Raw genomic sequence first — 24278 nt, 5'->3', positions numbered from 1 at the left:
CTAAACAAACAAGCTTATCTTATCAACATGAAGTATAAGTACCTCTGCACATGGGGTGTGGCTTTGCTGTTGGGTATATCTGCCCTGCAGGCGCAAAATATCCCTACGCCAAAATCTCATTTCGGGTTTGATATTGGTGATGATTACCAACTGGCCAACTATACCCAAACCGAAGCCTACATGAAAAAGCTGGCCGCTGCAGATCCGGCGCGTACGCGTTATGTTGATATCGGCCTGACCGAAGAAGGGCGTCACCAGTTTATGCTGATCATTTCATCGGCAGAAAACATCAAGAATTTAGATAAATACAAAGCTATATCCCAAAAACTGGGCCGGGTCGAAGGTTTGACTGACGAAACTGCCCGCCAACTGGCTGAGCAAGGCCGCTCGGTAGTTTGGATTGATGGCGGCTTGCACGCCAGCGAAACTGTGGGCGCACACCAACTCATCCAAACCGCCTATACGCTATTGAGTCGCAAAGACGAGGAAACCAAAAACATACTGGATAAAGACATCATCCTGATGGTGCATGCCAACCCCGATGGACAAGAACTGGTATCAAACTGGTACATGCAGGAGAAAGATACCATCCGCCGCAACATAAATGTGCCGCGCCTATGGGCCAAATATGTTGGACACGATGACAACCGCGATTTTTTTATGATGAACATGAAAGAAACGCAGAACATGACCCGCGTAGAGTTTCTGGACTGGTTGCCGCAAATTGTCTACAATCACCACCAATCGGGTCCGGCGGGCTCGGTAGTGGCAGGCCCGCCTTTTCGAGATCCATTTAATTATGTATACGACCCACTATTGGTAACCAGCCTGGATGCAGTGGGCTCCGCCATGAACAGTCGCCTCAACCGAGAGGGCAAACCAGGGTACACCCAACGCTCGGGAACCGAGTTTTCTACCTGGTGGAACGGCGGCCTGCGCACGGCAACTTATTTTCATAATATGGTAGGCTTGCTTACAGAAATTATTGGCAGCCCTACCCCATCAAGTATCCCATTGGTGCCCGAAAGGTTGATACCAAACAGTGCTACGCCTTATCCGGTAACACCCCAGCCATGGCATTTTAAGCAGTCTATAGATTATTCGGTGTCGCTAAACTATGCCGTGCTAAACTACGCGGCCAATAATCGCATTGACTTGCTTTATAACTTTTATGTGATGTGCAAAAACTCCATCAAGCGGGGAAGTATGGATTATTGGACGCTCTCGCCCCACAAGGTTGATTTGATCAACGCGGCCTATCGCAGCGCAACGGGGCGTGATACCTCCACTAGCCGTGGCAATCGTGGCGGCGGTGCAGTCACCATGGGCGGCGGTGGCAGGTTTGGTGGGATGCCTTTGAAGTATTATGATACAGTATTAAAGAACCCAGCCCTGCGCGATCCACGCGGATATATCATTCCGGCAGATCAGCCTGACTTTGGCACGGCCGTGCGCTTTGTTAATACGGGTATCCGCGCAGGTTTATTGATTCAAAAAGCCGCTGCAGCGTTCACCGTAGCTGGCAAAACCTATCCGGCGGGCTCCTATATTATTAAAACCAATCAGGCTTTTCGCCCCTGGGTGCTGGATATGTTTGAACCACAGGACCATCCAAATGATTTTCTGTACCCTGGCGGCCCGCCTATCCGCCCGTATGATATGACGGGCTGGACACTTGCTTACCAGATGGGCATTCAATTTGACCGGATATTGGATGATTTTAACGGTCCTTTTGCGCGTGTACCTTACGGAGAATTGCAGGCTTTCCCGACGGCAAAAGTTGTAGAAACTAAATCTGGCTATACCATTAGCGACAAGGCCAATAATTCGTTCATCGTTGTAAATGATCTGTTAGCGGCAGGTGCAGATGTTTATCGCTCCGGCGACGGCAACTTTTATATCCCTTATTCAGTCAAAGCCACAAGCATATTAAAAAAAAATGCCACAAGCCTGGGTGTTGCTACAACTGCCTCCGCAAAGCCAAAAAACGCAACCAAAATAACCCCGGCACGCATTGCCTTATGGGATCAATATGGAGGTTCCATGCCGTCGGGCTGGGTGCGCTGGCTGATGGAGCAATACCATTATCCATTCAAGGTGGTATATCCGCAGGAGTTTGATGCCGGCAATTTAAAAAGCAAATATGATGTTATTGTGTTTGTTGGCGGCGCCATACCGCCACCATCTAATATAGGCAGACGAGGGAGCAGCAGTTTCTTCAACACGCTGGATGAAACCATACCAACTGAGTACCGCCAAATGACAGGTCGCGTTACCGCTGAGAAAACCGTCCCCCAGCTCAAAGCATTTTTGGAAGCCGGCGGCGCCATTGTTACCATTGGCAGCAGCGCCAACCTGGCCTATCAACTGGATCTGCCGATTAAGAACGCTTTAATTGACAATGGATTCCCCCTCCCTGCCGATAGATTTTATATCCCCGGCGCTATATTGCGTACGTCGGTTGATACTTCCCTGCCCGCTACCTACGGTATGAATGCGGAGGCTAACGTGCTATTTGACAGCAGTCCGGCCTTTAAATTGGCTGCCGATGCTATGCAAAAAGGTGTAAAACCGTTAATGTGGTTTGCCACCAATCATCCGCTACGCAGCGGCTGGGCTTGGGGGCAACAGTATTTAAAGGATGACGTTGCCGCCTTTCAGGCACAGGTTGGCAAAGGCATGTTATATGTATTCGGCCCAGAGATCACTTTCCGTGGGCAGGCGCATGGTACGTTTAAGTTGCTGTTTAATGAGTTGTATACATCGGGCAGAAAATAATATTCTTAAAATATCCTCATTAATAAAATGTGCTATTAAATTAGTGCACCTTTTTTATCTATGGCAAACAACCTAACCTCCAAAATTCAATATAAAAATTACGAGAAAGGCGAATTTAGCGACGAGCAGGACCGTAGCCTTGAAGAAACACTCGAACTCATTAAATCCTTCCCATGGGATGCCCAGCGGGGTGTAGACGTGCAGGCCAGTGGCCCGGGCATTGTCATCAATGGCCCGGCAGATGATTATTTGAAAGTATCTGTCTATTTTAATGAGAAGTATACGGTATATTACCTTGATCGAAGTGGGCATCTTTATGAGTTTCACACCTCTGATCTGGATATTGCCGATCAAAAGGTTGCCGACTTTTTCCACGATCAACTGTCCCTTAGCGATTTTGAAAAGCATTTTTTTAACGCTGGATATCGTTCGCATTTCGTAAACAAAACATTTTGGTATAAGGTCAATAAATTCCGTGAGATAAGTCGGATGTTGTCCCTAATCCCGTTCCTTTTAATTTGGGTTTCTATGCTGATGGTCTTTTCTATAAATTGGCCAGTCTGGAGCCTGCTCTTCTTTTCATTACTAACGTTTCTTCTGCTACCTCTTTTTTTGTATTCCGCATTTTCAATTTTTAAAGTATACAGGTGGTCAAAAAACATGAGTTTATGGCTAGTGCAAGGTTCTGATGTGATAATCTTTGATAATGGTGTAGGATCACAGAGTTATCTTAAATCCGATATCTGCAAAGTAAACATGTACGGGCCACCAGTCGTAAGCCGTGGCACAGTTCTTACCACCATAATGGAGGTCATCTTTACCGATAGCAACACTATAAAATTTCCGGGAATGGTATTAGATCCGGTACTATTTATCACCAAAATAGGTAAGCAGGTAAACATCAACTACCTTGAACAAAAAACCATGTTTAGAAAAAGCATACGCCAACTTTAATACCATATTAAAAAATGGTTACTCATTAACACATTCCATTCTAAAACACGCCATCAAATCAAAATAAAATTTGGTTTGCCTCACTTTTCCGAATAAAATAAAAATTTTCTATTGACAGATAATTTTAAAACCGTACATTTACAGCATTAAAAAAAACAATGAACATCAACAACGCATATTACTTTGGTTTCTACTTTTACTTTAGCGGTAAGAGCCGGGACTGATATGCTACATAAAAGATAAGACATAACAGAAAAGTCCCGGCCCGAAAGCCGGGATTTTTTGCTTTAACAACTATATGAAATCAGAAAAACCAAGAGTTGCCATCCAGGGAATCCGCGCCTCCTTCCACGAGGAAGCCGCTTTCCGCTTCTTCGGTGAAGATATTATCACTGTGGAGTGCAATTCTTTTAAACAAACTTTCGATGTACTGAAAGCCGGCAAAGCCGATTACGTGGTGATGGCGATTGAGAACAGCATAGCAGGCAGCATTTTGCCAAACTACTCGCTGATGCTTAGCTACAGCTTCCCGGTGGTGGGCGAGGTTTACCTGCCCATCCAGTTGCACCTGATGGCGCTGCCGGGCGTAAAGTTTGAACAAATTAAAACGGTTACCTCTCACCCTATTGCCATCCGTCAGTGTGGCGATTTTCTGGATGAATATCCTGATCTGAGGGTTGTTGAAAGCAGCGATACCGCCGCCTGTGCCAAACGCATCCGCGACGAGAAACTGACCGATACCGTGGCCATTGCCAACACACTGGCTGCTAAACTGTATGATCTGGAAATTCTGGAGCGTCGTATCGAGTCAAACAAAAAGAACTTTACGCGTTTTCTGATCCTTACCACGCATGAAAATGCGAAGGTGAACAACCCGGACAAAGCCTCTCTGTGCTTCCAGGTAAGCAACGAGGTGGGCGCACTGGCCAAAGTGCTTAATATTTTTGCCGAGCAAGGCATTAACATGAGCAAGATCCAGAGCATGCCGGTACTGGGCAAACCATCTGAATATAACTTTTACGTGGATGTGGAGTGGGAAGACAATAAAAAGTACGATCAATCCATCAAACAGATACTCAAATACACCCACAACTTTAACATTATGGGCGAGTATCGACGCCACGAGGAAGAAGGCATCAGCCTGCGCGAAAGGCCAAAAACAGACAGTAACAAAAAAAAATATATAGAAGTTAAAAAATTAAGCACCCTTAAATAACCCCCCGATATGAAAATAGATTTAAACGTTCAGCCGTTGAGTTCATGGATAAACACCGGCAAACAACCTTTATTAATTGCCGGCCCATGTAGCGCTGAAACTGAAGATCAGCTGGTTGCAACGGCACACTTATTAGCCAAAACCGGTAAAGTTACCGCATTGCGTGCAGGTATCTGGAAACCACGCACCCGTCCGGGCGAGTTTGAGGGTATTGGCAGCATTGGCCTGAAATGGCTGCAACGCGCTAAAGAAGAAACCGGTTTACCAGTGGCCATTGAAGTTGCTACAGGCAAACACGTTGAAGAAGCCTTGGCTGCAGGTGTTGACATCCTGTGGGTAGGTGCCCGCTCAACCGTAAACCCTTTCACCGTACAGGAAATTGCCGACGCACTGAAAGGTGTTGACATACCCGTAATGGTTAAAAACCCGGTAAACCCAGATCTGTCATTGTGGATTGGTGCCTTGGAGCGTATTAACAACGCTGGTATCACTAAACTGGCGGCTATTCACCGCGGTTTCTCATCTTACGAAAAATCTGCTTTCCGTAATGAGCCAATGTGGGATATGGCCATCAACCTGAAAACCCATGCGCCACATTTGCCAATCATTAACGACCCAAGCCACATCAGTGGTAACCGCGATCTGATCCAATACGTAGCTCAGAAAGCGCTTGACCTGGATATGCAAGGTTTGATGATCGAATCGCACATTGATCCTTCTGTAGCATGGACCGACGCTAAGCAACAAGTTACGCCATCTCACCTGGCTGATATTATTGACGCGTTAACCCTGCGCAAACCAGAAACTGCTAACACTGAAGTAAGCAGCAAACTAGACGAACTGCGTAAACAAATTGACAAAATTGACGACCTGCTGATCCAGAAATTAGCTGAGCGTATGCAGATTGTTGAGAAAATTGGTCAGTACAAAAAAGATAACGGTATCACCATTCTGCAAGTTGGCCGTTGGGACGAGATCCTGCAGAAACGTACCGGCTACGCTAAAGCGCTGAAACTGAACCCAGAGTTCACTGAGAAAATGCTGGAAATGATCCACAGCGAGTCTATCCGCAAACAAACTGAGATCATGAGCAAAGAGCAGGCTGAAGGCCAGGCACAAGAAAAAATGACTCACGCGTAAGCAGCGATGACAAAGTCTGAAAACATTATAGTTACAAAACCAACGCGCACGGTTAATACCACCATACAGCTCACCGGCTCAAAAAGTGAGTGTAACCGTGCGCTCATTATCAAGGCGCTGAGCCTCGGTCTCGTAAAGGTTGACAATATCTCTGAGGCGGCTGATGCGGTTAAGTTGCTCAGTGTTCTGAAGGAAGAAGTTACCGATCAGAAGATAGCGGCGATTCTTGCTGATGAAGAACCTGAACTGGTTGCAAATCGCCAACTACAAACGGTAGACATTGGTCCAGCCGGCACTGCTATGCGTTTTCTTACCGCGTATTTTACGCTGCAAGAAGGGGAAGTGATCCTTACCGGTTCTGAACGTATGAAACAGCGCCCTATTGGCGTGCTGGTAGATGCGCTGCGCGAACTTGGTGCCCAGATCAATTACGAGGAAAACGAGGGCTTCCCTCCCCTGCGCATAGCTGGGCCAATTGAGCAAAAAACTGGTCGCATTGCTATTAAGGGCAATATCAGCAGTCAGTATATTACTGCGTTGTTGCTTATCGCCTCAAGCTTGCCGCAAGGTTTGGAGCTGGAAATTGTTGGCGAGCTGACATCAAAACCTTATGTAGAGATGACGCTGGCTATGCTGGAACAATGCGGCATCAACCACACGTGGACAGATAACGTCATCAGCATTGCACCACAGCAATTTAAAGAAACCAACATCTGGGTGGAGCCCGATTGGAGCGCCGCCAGCTACTGGTACTCTATCGCCGCACTGAGCGACGAGGCTGAACTGTTCTTGCCAGGCCTGACGGCTTACAGCAAGCAGGGCGATAGCGCCATTACAGAAATTATGGCCAACTTTGGTATCACCTCGCAGTTTAAAGACGGCGGTGTGCACCTCAGCAAATCAGCCAAACCTTTCGTTAACAAACTGTTTGATCTGAAAGAGTGCCCAGATCTGGCACAAACCGTAGTGGTAGTATGCGCGGCCCTGGGTCACAACGTATCTTTCACCGGACTGGAAACCTTGAAGATCAAAGAAACAGACCGCATTGCAGCCTTGCAGAACGAGTTGGCCAAAATTGGTGTAAAACTAAACGAGGACAACGAAGTTTACACGCTTGATTGCAGCAGCAAATTTACCCCCGAACATGTAGTATTTGAAACCTACGAGGATCACCGTATGGCAATGGCCTTTGCGCCGCTGGCTATACTGCTGCCCAAAATAGAGTTTGAAGACCACAAAGTGGTAGAAAAATCATACCCTGACTTCTGGAACGATCTTGAAAAAGCAGGATTTGTTTTAGAGGTTAAAGGTTAAAGCTGAAAGGCGAAAGCTAAAAGCAAACACTCCCCTGTTGTCATTGCGAGGAACAGCACGGGCGGTGTAACGGATGACGAAGCAATCTCGTCGCAGGACTAAACTGCGTGCAACGAGATTGCTTCGTCATTCCTCCTCGCAATGACAAGAAATTCACTCAATCGAAACTCACTCATTCACTCATTAAACCATGGCAGGCAATTCATTCGGACAACTATTCAGGATCACCACATTTGGCGAGTCGCACGGCGAAGCTATCGGGGTTATCATAGACGGCTGCCCGGCGCAACTGGAGGTTGATCTGGATTTTATTCAAAGCGAGCTGGATAAACGCAAACCCGGCCAAAGCAAGATCACTACCCAACGCAAAGAAAGCGATACGGTAAAGATCCTGTCGGGCGTATTTGAAGGTAAAACTACCGGCACGCCTATTGCCATGCTCATCCCTAATGAAGATCAGCGATCAAAGGATTACAGCCACAATACCGACGTTTTCCGCCCATCACATGCCGATTATACTTACCATAGCAAATATGGCATTCGCGATCATCGTGGTGGTGGCCGTTCGTCAGCCCGCGAAACTGCAGCCCGTGTAGCCGCAGGCGCACTGGCCAAACTACTGCTAAAAACACAGGGGATTGAGATTGTGGCCCATGTAAGTGCAGTTGGCAAAATAAAAGCACCAAACGTGTTTATTGAGAACGCACAGGAGTTTATTGATACTCGCGAGCAAAATATCGTTCGTTGCGCAGACCCTGCCACAGCCGAGGAAATGATTGAATACATTGACAGTGTGCGCAAAGCCGGCGATACCGTTGGCGGCGTAGTAAGCTGTTATGTAAAAAACTGTCCCGTAGGCTTAGGCGAACCAGTATTTGACAAACTCCATGCCGATCTGGGCAAAGCTATGCTAAGCATTAATGCCGTACACGGCTTTGAGTTCGGCTCGGGCTTTGAAGGCAGCACCATGCTGGGCTCAGAGCACAATGATATTTTCATTGCAGCACAGGGCGATGAATCCGTAAAAACACTGACTAACTTCTCAGGTGGTATTCAGGGTGGTATCAGCAACGGTATGCCTATTGAGTTCAGGGTGGCCTTTAAACCGGTAGCTACCATTATGCACAACCAGCAAACCATCAACGCAGCTGGCGAAGCCGCAGAAATCTCGGGCAAAGGTCGCCATGATCCTTGTGTGGTACCGCGTGCGGTCCCTATTGTAGAGTCTATGGCTGCACTGGTACTGGCAGATCATTGGTTAAGGAACAGGAACGCCAAATTAGCATAAATGAAAAAGTGGTGTTTATTGGTTTTTGGAATAGCTTTATGCTCCTGCAATGAGCAACCTAAAACCAATAAACATACGCTAAATAACCAAGCTGTTTCCCAAACAGCAATTGTTGGCGACTGGACACTGGATGGTATGTATGCAGGCATCGATACACTCAACATCCCAGACGTACCGGATATAAAGCTGGAAACCAATATCAGCTTTTATAATAACGGCCAGTATAAAAAGCACGATGCCTATTACACCATAAAAAATCACCGGGAAAAGGCACCAGGCTACACATCCAACTACAGACTAAACGGTGATACTTTATTTCTATACGAGCCAATGGTCAAACACTGGTATGCCTTATATCTCAAAATAAGCTCCAAAAACAAAATGGAAATAGGCAGCCGTAAAGGTTATAGCCATTTAGATATACATTACTATTTTAGCAAAGCCAGGAAACAGTAAATAAGTATTATTAAACTTGTATGCCTGACCATTGATTGAGAGATGAAATATTGCTGGCTGATATTACTTCTGTTAATGTTTTCTTGCAGCAGAAGAAGCAGTTTTACTCATGACTATCAGTCGGCGCTATTAGGCAGTTGGAAGCTAGCAGATACTCATTTAGTAGATAGTGAAATTACTGCGAAAACTCCCTATCATAAGCTTTCTGTTTTAACATTCCGCGCAGATAGCTCATTGGTCGACGAAACTGGTTTTGCTGATAATTGCAATTTTGGCGCACTAAGCACTAAATACATTAACAAGCTATCTACGTTTAGCTTAAATGGAAAAACACTTCGCCTATTCAGACCCGATTGCAATACCTGGGAAACTTATGGTATAGATCATCTAACAACTGATAGCCTTGTTTTCGGAACAAGCTACTCAAAATTCTTTTTCCGCAGAATACACAATAATAGTCAGTAATATCAACTGTCCTTTTGTTAGGATCAGTATATTAGTTAATATGAAATCCTGGCCTTTGCTTTTGTTTTTACTTTCCGTTCTATCAGCCTGTAACTCCAGAACAGCCGAAAATCAGAAGAATATTGTAGGAACCTGGGAGCGCGTTGGTGTAAAGGCTAAATCTACCAGCAAGGGTATTATCATACTTCCACCTTTTGATGCCAGTATGTCGGGCATGGGGTTTAATAGAAATGGCACCTTTGAAAGTAAAGATGGTTCTTTTCTATCACGAAAGAGTAATTCTTTTATCTGGTTCTCTTCTAATTATAAGATCACATCAACGGATATTAGCTTTTTAGATCTCAAAAGTAAAAGCTGGCAAAGTTACCCCATCAAAAAGCTCACTCCTGATCTATTAATATTAGACTACGGTGATAGATCCATCTACTATAAAAAATTCAAGGCACCTGAAAAGCCTCTGCTGCTATTTGACACTGTTATACTATCCAGGTCGGGGTGTTATGGCGCGTGCCCTATTTTAAGCCTTTTAGTTTCGCGCAAAGGAGATGTGAAATTTAATGGAGTAGACCACACAGTAAAAACGGGCTACTATTCATCGTCTGTTGATCCAAAGATCTTTGCGCAAATACAGCATCAGTTTTTATTAGTCAACCTTAACAAATTAAAAGATAGTTATTCGTTTGGAGCCGATCTGGAAACCATAACCGTTAGCTTTGTCAAAAACGGCAGGATCTGCAAGTCTGTTAGTGATAACGGATATGAATCCCCTCCTCCATTTAGATGGGCTTACTTACTATTAACGCTATTACCAGATAAACTTTCCCTTACACCGGCCAATTATCCCAATTATTTAAAGCGCTATACAAACTACCAATACTCCTCATTTGTAAAAGACCAACACGCATTTGACCTTTTGCGATCAGAGCACTTTCTCTTGATGCAGTATCTAGGCACGGGAAAAACAACAAGCAGGAGTTTTAAATATAGCTATCAATTAAGTTTTGGAAAGGGCGAACCTAAGATACCAACAGACGGACGTTTCTATCGGTTACAAGATCCATCATCCAAACGTTATGTAACTATCGATATCGGCTTCAATTTCATCACAACCAATATTCATCGGGAATGGCGGGAGCTAACTGAATATGATTAATACTATTTTCCATGCGTACATGTTATCACCTTGCCATCTTTGGGATTTAAGATCATATCAAATACGCCCCCTTTCGCTCCGCTTGTAAGCGACCCTGTAACAAACCAGTAACCTTTGTACTTAAAAACAAGATAAGGCCGTTCGCCTTCTATTCGTTCTTTCCCGTATATCTTAAACAAATAAGCCTCTGCCACAGTTACAGCGGTTTTAACATCTGGCAATGGTTGTTTCCCTAAGTTATTCCTTGGCGAATGCATCAAAGCGTCTTTTAAGGTTTTTGAAAGATTACTTGAATCCGTTGCAGGTACGGTTATTGATCTGTAATTTGAGAACAGCCCATCACAGGAGTAAAGCATAGAAAGCCCCAGCAATATGGTGATAAGGTACAGTTTCATAAAACTAAATTAACAAAAAAGGTGTCAGACAACTAGCCCGACACCTTTCTTATCCTTAGTCTCTAATCTTCCATTATCCCGCCATTGCGTTAATAATATCGTACTGCGTAATAATCTCAATCTTGCCATGCTCGTCTTCTACCAACACCGCGGCATTCTCTTTATTAATCATGGCCGAAATCTGATCTATCGACGTATTCAGATCAACAAATGGGAACGGTGCGGATGAGATTGTTGCCACCGGCTGCGATTTGAGTGATGGGTTTTCCAGCAGCGCATCCAGAATAGCGCTTTCGGTAATTTTACCTACCACCATGCCTTTTTGTGTAACCGGTATCTGCGAGATATTGAGCGATTTGATGATATTGATTGCTTCCAGGACTGATTTCTCTGTATCTATAGTCACAATCTGCTGGCTTTCTTTTTTGCTGATAATATCCTGGGCAGTCAACTTTTCATCTTTCAGGAAACCACGATCGCGCAGCCAATCGTCGTTAAACATTTTGGCCAGGTAGCGGGTACCATGATCTGGGAAGATCACTACCACTACGTCACCTTCTTTAAAACGATCTTTCATTTGCAATACTCCTGCAATGGCGGAGCCTGTCGAGTTACCGGCAAAAATGGCTTCTTTACGGGCCACCTCGCGGGTCATCAGCGCGGCGTCTTTATCGCTCACCTTCTCAAAGTGATCAATCAAGCTGAAGTCAACGTTCTGCGGCAAGAAATCCTCGCCTATACCTTCGGTAATGTATGGATAGATCTCATTTTTATCAAAAATGCCCGTCTCTTTGTATTTCTTAAACACCGAGCCATAGGTATCAATACCCAGTACCTGGATGTTCGGGTTTTTCTCCTTCAGGTAACGCGCAATACCAGATATGGTACCACCGGTGCCCACGCCTGCTACCAGGTGCGTAATTTTGCCTTCGGTTTGCTCCCAAATTTCCGGACCGGTGCTTTCATAGTGCGCCTGCGAGTTTGACAAGTTATCGTACTGGTTGGGCTTCCATGAGTTTGGTACCTCTTTTTCCAAGCGAGACGATACCGAGTAATAAGAACGCGGATCTTCCGGCTCAACGTTGGTTGGGCAAACAATTACCTCCGCACCGAAGGCGCGCAGGGCATCAAACTTTTCTTTTGACTGTTTATCGGTACTGGTAAAAATACATTTATATCCTTTGATCACGGCTGCAATGGCCAGGCCCATACCGGTATTACCCGATGTACCCTCGATGATGGTACCGCCCGGTTTCAGTCTGCCGTCTTTCTCGGCATCCTCAATCATTTTCAGGGCCATGCGGTCTTTAATAGAGTTGCCCGGGTTAAAGGTCTCTACTTTGGCAAGCACCGTGGCCGGAATGTCTTTGGTGATCTTATTCAGTTTAACCATCGGCGTTTGACCAATGGTTTCCAGGATATTGTTATACCACATAAAATACAGTTTGAGCTAATGTTTCCACAGCTAAGATGTATATTTTATCTATGTTTTTGATAGATTTTTTGAGATAATGACCTGAGGGTGTTTAAAACCTCAGGTGTTTAACGGTTAAGCCATTATTGATCAATTGCTTAAGCGATTCAATACCCACATGCAGATGAGTCTCTACATATTGCTCAGTTACTTTAGAGTCACTCTCGGCGGTCTTTACCCCCTCAGGGATCATCGGTTGGTCTGATACTAACAACAATGCCCCGGTTGGAATCTTGTTGGCAAAACCGGTGGTAAAAATGGTGGCCGTTTCCATATCAATAGCCATGGCACGCAGGGTTTTTAGGTATTTTTTAAACACCTTATCGTGCTCCCACACGCGGCGGTTGGTGGTGTAACAGGTGCCGGTCCAGTAATCGCGACCATAATCGCGAATAGTGGTCGAGATCGCTTTCTGTAAAGCAAATGAGGGCAGCGCAGGCACCTCGGCAGGCATGTAATCGTTTGATGTACCTTCACCACGAATGGCCGCAATCGGCAAAATCAAATCGCCCACGTTGTTCTTCTTTTTCAAACCTCCACATTTTCCCAAAAATATGACCGCCTTTGGGTGAACAGCGGTCAGCAGATCCATCACCGTAGCCGCAACCGAACTCCCCATGCCAAAGTTGATAATGGTGATACCACCGGCAGACACACTCTGCATCGGCTTATCCAGGCCCATAATAGGCGCATTTTCATGCCACTCAGAGAACAGGTGCAGGTATTTAGAAAAGTTGGTGAGGATAATGTATTTACCAAAATCATCCAGCGTGCGGCCGGTATAGCGCGGCAGCCAGTTGGCTACAATGCTCTCTTTGGTTTTCAAGCCTGCCTTGATGGGGCTTTGCACTTCTTTTACCTGTTCTGCGTTAGCAACAATGTCTGCGTCTTTTTTTACTTCTTTTTCTTCGTTCATAATTAATGCTCTCCTTTGTCCCCGCCTCGGGGACCTTTAATTATATATTGTTTTACTTGTTTACATTTTGCCTCACCCCTGCCCTCTCCTCCAACTGTGTCCATTCGGACAACGGAGAGGAAGATCATCACCGGGTTTGTTTTGAAAAGCACTGTTTGGTGCTCTTCGGTTCCAGCGGCCCCGCTTTCCGCTCATACGCCTACAGGCCTTAGCCACGTGGCCGGTATCCGCTGCAATCGGGTTTAGGTTGGTCGACCTTCCCTGAGTGTACATCGTAACGTCATTGCGAGGCACGAAGCAATCTCTGTACTTGCAGATCCAACTCTCGTGTCAAATTGTCCTGAGCAGAGATTGCTTCGTTCCTCGCAATGACGTTGATGTTTTGCATGTCGACTACAAAAACCCGATCTTCAATCACTGATTAACTAATCCACTACAACCCCAACTACCGGATACAACAAACCCCGGCGTTGCACCAGGGTTTATTATGCTTGCATAGCAAATATAATATTTTATTACTTATCTATAGTTAAGCTACCTTTAATTTTTTAAGGTCAGATTTATCAAATTTCTCGAGTGCGTAATCGAGCGTTACGTTCAAGCGCTTTACATCTTTTTTAGATGGAAACTCAAACATCGCGTCAATCATAATTGCTTCGCAGATAGAGCGCAGACCGCGGGCACCTAGTTTAAACTCCATTGCTTTGTCAACAATAAAGTCAAGCACCTCGTCTTCAAACTCCAGCTTTACACCTTCGTATTCAAACAGTTTTTTATACTGTTTCAACAGTGAGTTTTTAGGCTCGGTAAGGATGTTATGCAACGCCTCTCTATCCAGCGGATTAAGATAGGTCAGCACCGGCAAACGGCCAATCAGCTCCGGAATCAAACCAAACGATTTCAAGTCGGCCGGGGTGATGTATTTGTACAGATTTTTCAAATCAACCTCACCTTCATCACGGTGCAGCTTATAACCTACGGTCTGTGTGCGCAACCTGTTGGCAATTTTACGTTCAATGCCATCAAACGCGCCACCACAGATGAAAAGGATATTACTGGTATTCACCGTAATCATTTTCTGATCAGGGTGTTTACGGCCACCTTGCGGCGGCACGTTTACCATGGTACCTTCTAATATTTTCAGTAATGCCTGCTGTACGCCTTCACCAGATACATCGCGGGTGATAGAGGCATTATCGCTCTTGCGGGCAATTTTATCAACCTCATCAATATAAACAATGCCCTTTTCGGCAGCGGTTACATCATAATCTGCAGATTGCAGCAAACGTGTTAGTATGCTTTCTACGTCCTCGCCTACATAGCCGGCTTCGGTTAATACCGTGGCATCGCAAATGCAGAAGGGCACATTCAATATTTTGGCAATGGTTTTTGCTAGTAAAGTTTTACCTGTACCGGTTTCGCCCACCATTACGATGTTTGATTTTTCAATCTCTACCTCGTCTTTATCCACACGCTGGTTTAAACGTTTGTAGTGATTGTAAACGGCAACAGACAATATTTTCTTAGCATCATCCTGACCGATCACATACTGATCAAGATGCGCTTTTATTTCTGAGGGCTTTAAAATGGCAGGTGCTGATGGCGACGATTTTACTTTACGTACTTTAAGTTCTTCGGCTAAAATCTCGTTGGCCTGATTAACGCATTTATCACAAATATGCGCATCAAGACCAGCAATCAGCATCAGGGAATCCTGTTTACCGGCCCCGCAAAACGAGCACCTGATTTCCTTGCTGTTCTTAGTCATTTCGGGAGGGTTTTATTCAAAATTAGAAAATCTACATGAATATACAAACAATAAGGGCAAATGGTTTACCCCATCTGCCCTTATTATTTAAAAATAACTTAACGATTACTTTTCGCTGTTTGAGCGCAAAATTTCGTCAACCATACCAAATTCTTTGGCCTCTTCCGCAATCATCCAGTGGTCACGATCAGATGCATCCCAAACTTTCTCATACGATGTACCGCTGTGTTTAGAAATGATCTCGTACAGCTCTTTTTTCAACTTGGCAATCTCACGGGCTGTAATCTCAATATCAGAAGCCTGACCTTGCGCACCACCCATCGGCTGGTGAATCATTACGCGCGAGTGTGGCAATGCAGCACGTTTGCCATCGGCACCGGCACAAAGCAATACAGCAGCCATAGAAGCCGCCATACCTGTACAGATTGTAGCTACATCGTTTGATATAAATTGCATCGTATCATAAATGCCCAGACCGGCATATACCGAACCACCTGGCGAGTTGATGTAGATCTGAATATCGCGTTTTGCATCGGCACTCTGCAAGAACAGCAGCTGTGCCTGGATGATGTTAGCATTCTGATCATAAATTGCATCGCCCAGGAAGATGATACGATCCATCATCAGGCGCGAAAACACGTCCATCTGCGCCACATTTAATTGGCGTTCTTCGATGATATACGGCGTCATAGCCTGCGGATGGTTAGTGCTGATAGCAGAAGGCATCAGTTTTCTGTCAACACTTGATATAAATTGATCAACGGCTAAACTGTTGATGCGGTGATGTTTTACCGCGTATTTTCTGAATTCGTCTCTGTTGATATTATCCATTTTGATTTGATTTTTTGGGCTTATGCAGCCCGGTAAATATAGTCTTTAGTTGAATATTTTATAATGTTATGGCTTGGAAAAGAAAAAAAACCTCACCCCAACCCTCTCCAAAGAGTAATAGCCTATAAAGAGGCAGTAAGCATCTAAAGACGCGAAGTCCAGTGCGATTCCCTCCCTTGGGAGGGTGTAGGGAGGGGTTTAGGCGATTGCATACGATATAAACCCCTCCCCGCCACTTCGCAAAGCCACCGCGCCCCTCCCCAAGGAGGGATTTATTATACTCCTGCCATTTGATGGGCTATTACTCTCCAAAGGAGAGGGAGCTAATTATCAACTCAATAACAACTTGCAATTGAAAGTCCTCTCCCTTGGAGAGGATTTAGGAGAGGTTTAAAACACCAAAGGCAACTCTATAAAGAATTGCCTTTGGTAAAAGTATGTGTTAAGCTGTGCTTAGTCGTTCGCAACTTTTGCAAACTCTTCTGACGTAGTTGCTTTGTGGTCAACTGTGATCACGCCACGGATGTAGTCAATCACTTTCTGGCCTTTTACTTCATCAAATATGCGGTTTGCGTTTTCTTTGTTCTGCAGGAACTGAACAGTGTACTGTGCCAGTTGGTCCTCAGCCAAAGGCTGCGGGCTGTACATGCGGAACTGAGCATCCAAACGTTGTTTTGCAGTTGCAAATACATCTTCGTATTTAATTTCGATGCTGTTGTCTTTGATGATCTTGTTACCAATCAGGGTCCATTTCAGGCCTTTGGCAAAATCAGCATAACCACCTTGCAGCTCTTCTTCGCTCAGGTTTTCGTTAGTAGCTTTTAACCAGCGTTTCAAAAACTCGTCAGGCAGTTCAAAGCTTACTTTGTCTACAGCGTATTTGTAGATATCGTTCTGCAGCTTACGATCAGAATCTTGCTGCATCATCATTTCTACTTCACCTTTAACTTTAGCAGTAAATTCCTCTTCGGTTTTTACTTCACCTTCACCAAATAATTTATCAAAGAACTCTTGTGTCAGATCGGCTTCGTCTAAACGGTTAACGTTTTTAACAGTTACCTGGAAGTTTGATTTAACTTCGGCAGCATCAGCTTCGTCAACACCAAGGATAGCAGCAACACGTGCAGCATCGTTGTTATAAGCCTTCTGTACATCAAACACCAAAACATCACCTTTTTTCAGGCCGATCAGTGATTTTTTCACTTCTTCGTTTTGTACCTGATCTAAACGGATAGAACCGGTGTTCACAATACCACCTTCAAAAACAGAACCATCTGGCGAAAGTTGCACTAATTCAGCATAAAGCACGTCATCATCTGCCGATACGTCAGGATTTGTCATCTTGCCATAGCTACGACGCAGGTTTTTAACGCGTGCAGCTAACGTTTCGTCATCAACGGCAATATCGTATTGGGTTACTTTATCATTTGAAGTGAAGTCTAAAGCAAACTCAGGGGCCAGACCAACTTCGTAGTTAAACTCAAAGCTATCGGCAAAATCCCAGTTGTATTCTTTGCTATCGTCCATCTTTGGCAGTGGCTGGCCCAGTACGTCCAGTTGCTGCTCGTTCAGGTAATTGTTCAGGGTATCCTGCAGTAGGTTGTTAATCTCGTCTACCAGGATGCTTTTACCATACATGCGTTTAATGTGCGCAGCAGGCACCATACCCTTACGAAAGCCAGGGATGTTTGCTTTTTTTGCATGGTCTTTAATTGCTTTATCTACGCGTGTTGCGTAATCTTCCGGAGCGAGGTTGATGGTTATAACTGCATTCAGGTTATCCTTTTTTTCCTGTGAGATGTTCATCTTGTGTAACGGTATAATTTAAACGAATGCGCACCATCTGTCAAAAATCTGAGCTCGGTACGCTTAAATTCAGGGCGCAAAGATAGGAAAAAAAGTTGAACCAGAATTAAACGGATTTGTATGATTTTCAGGATTTGTGTTTGGACCCCAATTATAAGATTAATTTCAGGCTGTTAAAAGTACGTCAAAAGACCAGGATGTTTACTAAATCCTGAAAATCATACAAATCCGTTTAATTCTGGTTCATTTGCTATCAAACTTAATCACCTCATTGTGCACCGGCTTTATCGTACGCAGGTAGGCATACACGGCTTCCAGATCGCTTTTCTTCATTTTAGCATAGAACTGCCACGGCATAACGGTTTGGAACTGACCCGGATCTACTGTAGATGGCTGGTAGCTTGGGTCGCTGTATTTAGAGAATTGCGCCAGGAAGTTTTCTTTCGTCCAGGCGCCTATACCGGTCTCTTTATCGGGCGTAATATTGGCAGAGCGCACAAAGCCGCCGTTCAGACCAAATTTGCGACCGCCGGCAAATTCCAGTCCGGGTAATAATTTGCCTTTATTATCCTGACTGTGACATTCCATGCAACCGGAAGCATTAACCAGGTAGGCGCCGTATTTCAACGTGTCGCTTTCTGCAGGCAGTTTACCTAACTCTGCTTTTTGCGGTATGGTGTGCACGATAACATTGAGCGGAAAGTCCAGTTTCCTTTCAGGATAGTTAGCCTCCTGCGGTTTGAGCGACCGGATGTAGGCGATGATGGAATAAATATCCTCTCTATCCATTTTGCCATAATATGGCCATGGCATAATAGGAAATATAGCCGAACCGTCTTTCTTTACACCGCATGTAATGGCACGAAACAATTCGCCGTCAGTCCAATTTTTTAAATTATAAGGGGTAATGTTAGGCACATGTATCTCACCTGGAACTCCCACCGCGCCATTAAAAACCATACCGCCCACCCCAATTCTGTTGGTATCAATCGGCAGGCCGAAACGCGTGGTGTCGTGGCTTGAGTGGCAATCGGCACAAACGGTTACATGGTTGGCCAGATACTTGCCGCGCGCAATGCGCTCTGGGGTGTAGGTAATTTTAATGTTTTCCGGCGGACCGACATTGGGCAGTGCGGTTGTAACATAGGCAACAGCGCCACCGGCAACTACTGCAACTACCAATACAAGCATCAGCAGCCATTTGGTAAACTTTTTCATGTGAAGGTTTTATAGTTAATTAATTAGTTTAAAGCTCAAAGACGCCCGCCACCACATTTCGTTACAAAACCCACGGCAAAAAATATCGCCCCTTCTTATTAAAGGCAATAACAAAGCCCACCGAACATTAACCGGCCGTGGTTGTTAACACACATATTAAAATTACAAATATTATGGCAATTCCATTTAATAAAACTTTTACCATTGGTAAAGATTTAACCGTAAACCGCTTGGGTTACGGCGCCATGCGCATTACCGGCAAGGGCATCTGGGGGCCGCCGGAAGATAAAAACGAAGCCATCCGCGTACTAAAACGTGCGGTTGAGTTGGGTGTAAACTTTATAGATACGGCCGACAGCTATGGCCCCAACGTATCTGAAGAACTGATTGCCGAGGCCCTGCACCCCTACCCGGCCGACCTGGTAATTGCCACCAAAGGTGGCTTAGTGCGCCCGGGGCCAGACAATTGGCAGCCCGACGGTAGTCCGCAGCATTTGCAGAAAGTATTGGAAGGCAGCCTGAAGCGTTTGAAAACTGAACAGATTGATCTTTATCAACTGCACCGCATAGACCCCAAAGTACCGGCTGAGGAAAGCTTTGAGTTTTTAAGAAAGGTGCAGGAAGAAGGCAAAATCAAGCACATAGGTTTATCTGAAGTTACCGTTGCCGAAATAAAGCACGCACAGGAGTTTTTTGATGTGGTATCTGTACAGAACATGTACAGCGTAGATAACCGTAAATGGGAAACCGTGTTAGATTATACCCAAGAGCAAAAGATAGCCTTCATCCCCTGGTTTCCGCTCAATGCCGGCAACGTGGCCGTACAAGAGAAACTACAAGAAGTAGCCAACAAACATGAAGGTACCACAGTGCAACAGATAGCATTAAGCTGGTTACTGCACCGCGCAGATAACATTTTACTCATCCCAGGCACATCAAAAGTAGCCCACCTGGAAGAAAATATGAAAGCGGAGAATATTACCCTTACAACAGACGATCTTGAACTATTAAATACTGTGGCCGAAGCAGCCACAGACTAAATTTACCTCAGATAATAAAAAAAGCCCCTACACATTACGTGAGGGGCTTTTTTTATGAACGCCGCTATTTGTTATTCGAGGCGAAACATTAATCTATTTTATACGTATTAGTATGGGATAATAATTCATCTCAATATTAAACCATCAGGCGCGCAATGTGTCTGATGCTAAAACCAACCTCTATAAACCGTTACCTCACATGCGAAATACCTTACCCCTTATTTGCGTCATGTTGCTATTCTACTTTGTGTCATGTAAAAAAGAAAAAGCATCATCGTCAGACAGCGTTACCAATCAGCAGGCTGCTTTTATGGTATCCACCGCTTTGGCATCAAACGCAAATGGTTTAATCAGCATTAAAAACGATATTTACAATTACACTAAAAATCTGGCCACTAACAGTGCAGGCTGCGGTGTTCCTGATATTTCTGCCGCCGCCCGGCAAGAGCCCGCCAACGCCGCCATTGATTATAACTATGCCATGGGCTATCAGTACATTCTTAATTGCACTGGTGCTACCAAAGACAGCCTGAGCACCAACGTTAATTATAACGGCAGTTTTGAAGCAACCGGGCTTACAGCCATGAACTCGGGTACTTATACCATAACACTTACCGGCCTGGCCGATCCTACTAATTATTTCCTTAACGGCACTTATCAAAACTCAGGAACGTACACTACAACAGATGGTAGCAACCTGGCCGGCAACTACAACACCAGTATTACCCTGAATAATTATACCATCCTCAAATCAAACGGAAATACCACCGGCGGCACGGCAGACATTACCGTATCGGGCGACGTAAAAAACAAGAGCGCTTTTAGTTATAGCGGCACGCTTACTTTCAAAAGCGGCGGCATTGCATTATTGGTTTTAGGAACCCAAAAATACAATGTCAACCTTACCACTGCTGAGGTTACACCAACCAGCTAACTTTTCAAATATTAAGTTTACTGATCAGTTTTTGTGCATCTTCACCCAACAAGTAACCATATAATTTGTTGTCTTATTGCAAATTACATCTATCATGTTGGATGAAGATATTATCAAAAACAATATCTTTAATCAACTAATTAAAAACTATTTATTATGAAAAGAACTATTATGCTCATCTCGTCAGCGACTGCCGTGCTATTAATGATCGGCTCGTGCAAAAAACCGAACGAAACCAACAGTACTGCAACTAATTTGGAGGTTGCCACCATGGTTTCAGGCTCGCTGGCCGCTAACTCTAATGGCTTAAGTAATATTTCAGTAGATGCCGTAGCCAATGCACAGGCAACGGTAGATCTTAATCCCGGCTGCGGAGCTACCAAAACGTACTCCTTTACCCGTCAAAATCCGCAGGGATCAACAACTACTTACAATTACACATTTAACTACTCTTATACACTTAATTGCAACGCCAGCAATCAGCCTGATAACGTTACTATTACGGCTACAGACAAAGGCTCATTTGACGGCCCCCGCCTAACTTCTAACAACAGCGGCAGTCTTTCTGCAAAAATTGGCGGTTTAACCACAGCTTCGCAGGTGTTTGTTTTAAGCGGCGAATATAAACGCGCGGGCACATATACGTCAAAAGTAGATAATAAAACATCGGGCAGCAGCACAGTAGACCTCGTTGTAACCGGCGTAACGCTTAATAAAACTACCAAAATTATTACCGCTGGCACGGCTACATTTACCGTTACAGGTGCTACCGCCAGCAACGTCGCCATTAACACTACCGGCAGCCTGGTGTTTAGCGGCAGCAATAAAGCCACCTTAACCATTAACAGCGTTAACTATATTATTGACTTGCTTACCGGCGAAGTAACCAAGGCTTAAACTGATATTTTATAAACAAAAGGGGCCTGATGATAATCATCAGGCCTCTTTTGTTTTCTACCGCAACGTCATTACAATGACGTTTGTATTAATAAGCTAACTGTCTAAATGTTAGCCACTTTAATAGGTTTTACATCAACGGTTTCCCAAACGCCCATAGTAACATAGGGCTCGTTCTGTTTCCAGGCTTCCAGTTGTTCTTCACTTTCAAACTGCAGTACCATGGTAGATCCTATCATGGTTCCCTCGTCATTTAACAGCGCACCGGCCAGTAAAAAATTGCCAGATTCTTTCAGCGCGCGGGCGCCATCCAGGTGATGTGGCCTTACATCCATACGGCGTTTCAGGGCGTCAACATCGGTAAAATCGTAAGCGGTTATCAGGTATTGATTCATGTTTGCTATTTATTATTTAAGCTGCGAAAATATTAATCGTTTTTATTTTATGAAAATATAGGTACTTAGTGTATTTTTTACAATATTTGTCAGCATTACAATTATTTAACCAGATTAGATGAAAGAAGACTTAGAAAAAGCTTTTGTCAAAGCCTACAACAAGCCTGCAGATCACTTTTTTTTCTCGCCCGGTCGCGTAAACCTTATTGGCGAACACATTGATTACAATGGCGGATTGGTATTTCCCTGCGCCATCACTTTCGGTACTTATATGCTTACCGCCTTTAATAACGAGGGCGTGTTCCGTTTCAAAAGCGTAAATTTTGATGAAGAACTGAGCATCCCTGTTCAGGATAGTTATGATAAACTGGGCAAAAGCTGGTACAATTACCCGCTGGGTGTAATCAATCACTTTGCAAAAGACGGCCACCAGTTACAAGGCCTGGATCTGCTTTACTTTGGCGATATTCCAATCGGCTCGGGCCTGTCTTCATCAGCATCTATCGAAATTGTAACCGCTTATGCCCTAAACCAGCTATTCGATGCCGGTTACAGCAAGCTTGATCTGGTTAAACTCACCAAATCTGTAGAAAACAACTTTATTGGTTTGGCTTGCGGTATTATGGATATGTTTGCAGTTGCCTTCGGCGAGCAAGATAAAGCCCTGATGCTGAATTGCGAAACGCTGGACTACAAAGCAGTTGACGCCAACCTAGGCGACCATCTACTGGCTATCATCAACACTAACAAGCCCCGTAAACTGGCTGAGTCAAAATATAACGAGCGTGTACAGGAATGTGCCCTGGCGCTGGAAGCCTTGCAACAAGAATTGGATATCAATAACCTGTGCGAGGTGAGTCCGATAACTTTTAATCAATACCAACACCTGATTACCAACGAGGTTGTAGCTAAACGCGCATGGCACGTTATTGAGGAGAACGACCGCGTAATGCAGGCCGCTAAAGTACTTTCAGAGAACAACCTGGAAGAATTTGGCAAGCTGATGTACGCCTCGCATGATTCACTGCGCGATTTGTATGAAGTAAGCGGTGTTGAGCTGGATACCGTGGTTGATTACTGCCGCACCAATGCTGATGTTACCGGTGCACGTATGACCGGCGCTGGCTTTGGCGGTTGCGCTATTGCTTTGGTTAAGAAAGATGCGTTCGCACAGTTCACCGATGAATTGACTAAATATTATACAGATAAAATTGGTTACGCCCCATCTATTTACAGCTCTTTAATTGGTGATGGTGTGGGTGAGCTAAAACTGCCCGTAACTCATTAACTTTGCGCCATGCGCAAACTGAAGTTAGACGAGCTTAACCGCGTTTCTGTAGACGAATTTAAACAAGCCGATAAACTCCCCGTTGCCGTAGTGCTGGACAATGTACGCAGCATGCACAACGTGGGCTCCATATTTAGAACATCTGATGGTTTTGCCGTGCAGCAGCTTTGTCTGTGCGGCATAACCGGTCAGCCGCCCCACCGGGAGATTGAGAAAACCGCCCTGGGTGCTACCCAGTCGATCGACTGGCACTACTACCCCACCACCGTTGAGGCCGTGGAAGCCCTGCGTGCCGATGGTTACCAGATTATTGCCATTGAACAGGCCGAGCACAGCACCATGCTCCACACCTATCAGCCCGACCCAAATCAGAAATATGCACTGGTATTTGGCAACGAGGTAAATGGCGTGGCCGATGAGGTGATGCAACTGGCCGATACTTGTATTGAGATCCCTCAGTTTGGCACCAAGCATTCGTTCAACATCGTGGTATCTGCAGGAATTGTACTGTGGGATTTTTGCGTTAAATTAGATTTGCAAAACTCCTGATGC

21 protein-coding genes are annotated in these 24278 nt (G+C 44.8%); 13 read left to right on the top strand and 8 right to left on the bottom strand.

Going from position 1 to position 24278, the window contains the following annotated elements:
* Nucleotides 1-27: 27 nt before the first annotated feature.
* The 8 genes from ABZR88_RS07020 to ABZR88_RS06985 all read left to right on the top strand — a co-directional run bounded on the left by ABZR88_RS07020 (nt 28) and on the right by ABZR88_RS06985 (nt 10764).
* A complete protein-coding gene (locus ABZR88_RS07020) occupies nt 28-2778 on the top strand; it encodes a M14 metallopeptidase family protein (RefSeq protein ID WP_107828128.1) in 2751 nt (916 codons plus the stop codon).
* Nucleotides 2779-2838: 60 nt separating this feature from the next.
* Nucleotides 2839-3732, top strand: a complete 894-nt coding sequence (locus tag ABZR88_RS07015; RefSeq protein WP_107828129.1) for a hypothetical protein — start codon at nt 2839-2841, stop codon at nt 3730-3732.
* A gap of 298 nt (nt 3733-4030) precedes the next feature.
* Entirely contained in the window at nt 4031-4948 is a 918-nt protein-coding gene (locus ABZR88_RS07010; RefSeq protein WP_107828130.1) for a prephenate dehydratase, read from the top strand.
* Between the two features lie 9 nt (nt 4949-4957).
* Nucleotides 4958-6088, top strand: a complete 1131-nt coding sequence (locus ABZR88_RS07005) for a bifunctional 3-deoxy-7-phosphoheptulonate synthase/chorismate mutase type II (protein WP_107828131.1) — start codon at nt 4958-4960, stop codon at nt 6086-6088.
* Nucleotides 6089-6094: 6 nt separating this feature from the next.
* Nucleotides 6095-7402, top strand: coding sequence for a 3-phosphoshikimate 1-carboxyvinyltransferase (aroA, locus tag ABZR88_RS07000; protein ID WP_107828132.1), 1308 nt, complete (start codon nt 6095-6097; stop codon nt 7400-7402).
* A gap of 190 nt (nt 7403-7592) precedes the next feature.
* Nucleotides 7593-8690, top strand: coding sequence for a chorismate synthase (gene aroC, locus ABZR88_RS06995; RefSeq protein ID WP_107828133.1), 1098 nt, complete (start codon nt 7593-7595; stop codon nt 8688-8690).
* Complete coding sequence (locus ABZR88_RS06990) at nt 8691-9146, top strand: hypothetical protein (protein ID WP_107828134.1); 456 nt, start codon at nt 8691-8693, stop codon at nt 9144-9146.
* A gap of 403 nt (nt 9147-9549) precedes the next feature.
* Nucleotides 9550-10764, top strand: a complete 1215-nt coding sequence (locus ABZR88_RS06985) for a DUF6438 domain-containing protein (protein WP_146166513.1) — start codon at nt 9550-9552, stop codon at nt 10762-10764.
* 2 nt (nt 10765-10766) lie between these two features.
* On the opposite strand, the gene ABZR88_RS06980 is transcribed toward ABZR88_RS06985, so the two are convergent.
* From ABZR88_RS06980 to ABZR88_RS06950, 7 genes are all read right to left on the bottom strand, one after another.
* Complete coding sequence (locus tag ABZR88_RS06980; RefSeq protein WP_107828136.1) at nt 10767-11159, bottom strand: NTF2 fold immunity protein; 393 nt, start codon at nt 11157-11159, stop codon at nt 10767-10769.
* Between the two features lie 73 nt (nt 11160-11232).
* Nucleotides 11233-12594, bottom strand: a complete 1362-nt coding sequence (locus ABZR88_RS06975) for a cystathionine beta-synthase (RefSeq protein ID WP_107828137.1) — start codon at nt 12592-12594, stop codon at nt 11233-11235.
* 91 nt (nt 12595-12685) lie between these two features.
* Nucleotides 12686-13549, bottom strand: a complete 864-nt coding sequence (locus tag ABZR88_RS06970; RefSeq protein WP_107828138.1) for an AMP nucleosidase — start codon at nt 13547-13549, stop codon at nt 12686-12688.
* A gap of 529 nt (nt 13550-14078) precedes the next feature.
* On the bottom strand, nt 14079-15317 hold the full coding sequence (clpX, locus tag ABZR88_RS06965) for an ATP-dependent Clp protease ATP-binding subunit ClpX (RefSeq protein WP_107828139.1): 1239 nt from the start codon (nt 15315-15317) through the stop codon (nt 14079-14081).
* A 105-nt stretch (nt 15318-15422) separates the two neighbouring features.
* Nucleotides 15423-16148, bottom strand: coding sequence for an ATP-dependent Clp endopeptidase proteolytic subunit ClpP (gene clpP / locus ABZR88_RS06960; protein WP_107828140.1), 726 nt, complete (start codon nt 16146-16148; stop codon nt 15423-15425).
* A gap of 453 nt (nt 16149-16601) precedes the next feature.
* Nucleotides 16602-17954 carry a trigger factor gene (gene tig / locus ABZR88_RS06955; protein ID WP_107828141.1) on the bottom strand — a complete coding sequence of 451 codons (1353 nt, stop codon included), beginning with the start codon at nt 17952-17954 and terminating at the stop codon, nt 16602-16604.
* Between the two features lie 243 nt (nt 17955-18197).
* Nucleotides 18198-19172 (bottom strand): c-type cytochrome, encoded by a 975-nt coding sequence (locus ABZR88_RS06950; RefSeq protein WP_107828142.1) that lies wholly within the window; start codon nt 19170-19172, stop codon nt 18198-18200.
* Nucleotides 19173-19345: 173 nt separating this feature from the next.
* Between ABZR88_RS06950 and ABZR88_RS06945 the strand changes: the two genes are divergently transcribed.
* The 3 genes from ABZR88_RS06945 (at nt 19346) to ABZR88_RS06935 (ending at nt 22043) form a co-directional block, all read left to right on the top strand.
* Nucleotides 19346-20212: an aldo/keto reductase gene (locus ABZR88_RS06945; protein WP_107828143.1), complete on the top strand. Its 867-nt coding sequence runs from the start codon at nt 19346-19348 to the stop codon at nt 20210-20212.
* A 229-nt stretch (nt 20213-20441) separates the two neighbouring features.
* Nucleotides 20442-21146 (top strand): hypothetical protein, encoded by a 705-nt coding sequence (locus tag ABZR88_RS06940; protein WP_107828144.1) that lies wholly within the window; start codon nt 20442-20444, stop codon nt 21144-21146.
* A 156-nt stretch (nt 21147-21302) separates the two neighbouring features.
* Nucleotides 21303-22043, top strand: a complete 741-nt coding sequence (locus tag ABZR88_RS06935; RefSeq protein ID WP_107828145.1) for a hypothetical protein — start codon at nt 21303-21305, stop codon at nt 22041-22043.
* A 104-nt stretch (nt 22044-22147) separates the two neighbouring features.
* Here ABZR88_RS06935 and ABZR88_RS06930 read toward each other — a convergent pair whose 3' ends face one another.
* Complete coding sequence (locus ABZR88_RS06930; RefSeq protein WP_107828146.1) at nt 22148-22438, bottom strand: YciI family protein; 291 nt, start codon at nt 22436-22438, stop codon at nt 22148-22150.
* A 118-nt stretch (nt 22439-22556) separates the two neighbouring features.
* Here ABZR88_RS06930 and ABZR88_RS06925 point away from each other — a divergent pair, with 118 nt between their 5' ends.
* Complete coding sequence (locus tag ABZR88_RS06925) at nt 22557-23726, top strand: galactokinase (protein WP_107828147.1); 1170 nt, start codon at nt 22557-22559, stop codon at nt 23724-23726.
* A gap of 9 nt (nt 23727-23735) precedes the next feature.
* Nucleotides 23736-24275, top strand: coding sequence for an RNA methyltransferase (locus tag ABZR88_RS06920; RefSeq protein ID WP_107828148.1), 540 nt, complete (start codon nt 23736-23738; stop codon nt 24273-24275).
* The last annotated feature ends 3 nt before the right edge of the window (nt 24276-24278 follow it).

The organism is Mucilaginibacter yixingensis (assembly GCF_041080815.1).
GTDB lineage: Bacteria > Bacteroidota > Bacteroidia > Sphingobacteriales > Sphingobacteriaceae > Mucilaginibacter > Mucilaginibacter yixingensis.
The sequence above is the reverse complement of the archived record's forward strand: the minus strand, read 5'-3'. Positions and strand labels throughout refer to the sequence as shown.

Bases quoted from the DNA above. Each gene is read 5' to 3' on its own strand.
- ABZR88_RS07020 (WP_107828128.1), top strand. From the start codon at position 28: ATGAAGTATAAGTACCTCTGCACATGGGGTGTGGCTTTGCTGTTGGGT.
- ABZR88_RS07015 (WP_107828129.1), top strand. From the start codon at position 2,839: ATGGCAAACAACCTAACCTCCAAAATTCAATATAAAAATTACGAGAAA.
- ABZR88_RS07010 (WP_107828130.1), top strand. From the start codon at position 4,031: ATGAAATCAGAAAAACCAAGAGTTGCCATCCAGGGAATCCGCGCCTCC.
- ABZR88_RS07005 (WP_107828131.1), top strand. From the start codon at position 4,958: ATGAAAATAGATTTAAACGTTCAGCCGTTGAGTTCATGGATAAACACC.
- aroA (WP_107828132.1), top strand. From the start codon at position 6,095: ATGACAAAGTCTGAAAACATTATAGTTACAAAACCAACGCGCACGGTT.
- aroC (WP_107828133.1), top strand. From the start codon at position 7,593: ATGGCAGGCAATTCATTCGGACAACTATTCAGGATCACCACATTTGGC.
- ABZR88_RS06990 (WP_107828134.1), top strand. From the start codon at position 8,691: ATGAAAAAGTGGTGTTTATTGGTTTTTGGAATAGCTTTATGCTCCTGC.
- ABZR88_RS06980 (WP_107828136.1), bottom strand. From the start codon at position 11,159: ATGAAACTGTACCTTATCACCATATTGCTGGGGCTTTCTATGCTTTAC.
- ABZR88_RS06975 (WP_107828137.1), bottom strand. From the start codon at position 12,594: ATGTGGTATAACAATATCCTGGAAACCATTGGTCAAACGCCGATGGTT.
- ABZR88_RS06970 (WP_107828138.1), bottom strand. From the start codon at position 13,549: ATGAACGAAGAAAAAGAAGTAAAAAAAGACGCAGACATTGTTGCTAAC.
- clpX (WP_107828139.1), bottom strand. From the start codon at position 15,317: ATGACTAAGAACAGCAAGGAAATCAGGTGCTCGTTTTGCGGGGCCGGT.
- clpP (WP_107828140.1), bottom strand. From the start codon at position 16,148: ATGGATAATATCAACAGAGACGAATTCAGAAAATACGCGGTAAAACAT.
- tig (WP_107828141.1), bottom strand. From the start codon at position 17,954: ATGAACATCTCACAGGAAAAAAAGGATAACCTGAATGCAGTTATAACC.
- ABZR88_RS06950 (WP_107828142.1), bottom strand. From the start codon at position 19,172: ATGAAAAAGTTTACCAAATGGCTGCTGATGCTTGTATTGGTAGTTGCA.
- ABZR88_RS06945 (WP_107828143.1), top strand. From the start codon at position 19,346: ATGGCAATTCCATTTAATAAAACTTTTACCATTGGTAAAGATTTAACC.
- ABZR88_RS06940 (WP_107828144.1), top strand. From the start codon at position 20,442: ATGTTGCTATTCTACTTTGTGTCATGTAAAAAAGAAAAAGCATCATCG.
- ABZR88_RS06935 (WP_107828145.1), top strand. From the start codon at position 21,303: ATGAAAAGAACTATTATGCTCATCTCGTCAGCGACTGCCGTGCTATTA.
- ABZR88_RS06930 (WP_107828146.1), bottom strand. From the start codon at position 22,438: ATGAATCAATACCTGATAACCGCTTACGATTTTACCGATGTTGACGCC.
- ABZR88_RS06925 (WP_107828147.1), top strand. From the start codon at position 22,557: ATGAAAGAAGACTTAGAAAAAGCTTTTGTCAAAGCCTACAACAAGCCT.
- ABZR88_RS06920 (WP_107828148.1), top strand. From the start codon at position 23,736: ATGCGCAAACTGAAGTTAGACGAGCTTAACCGCGTTTCTGTAGACGAA.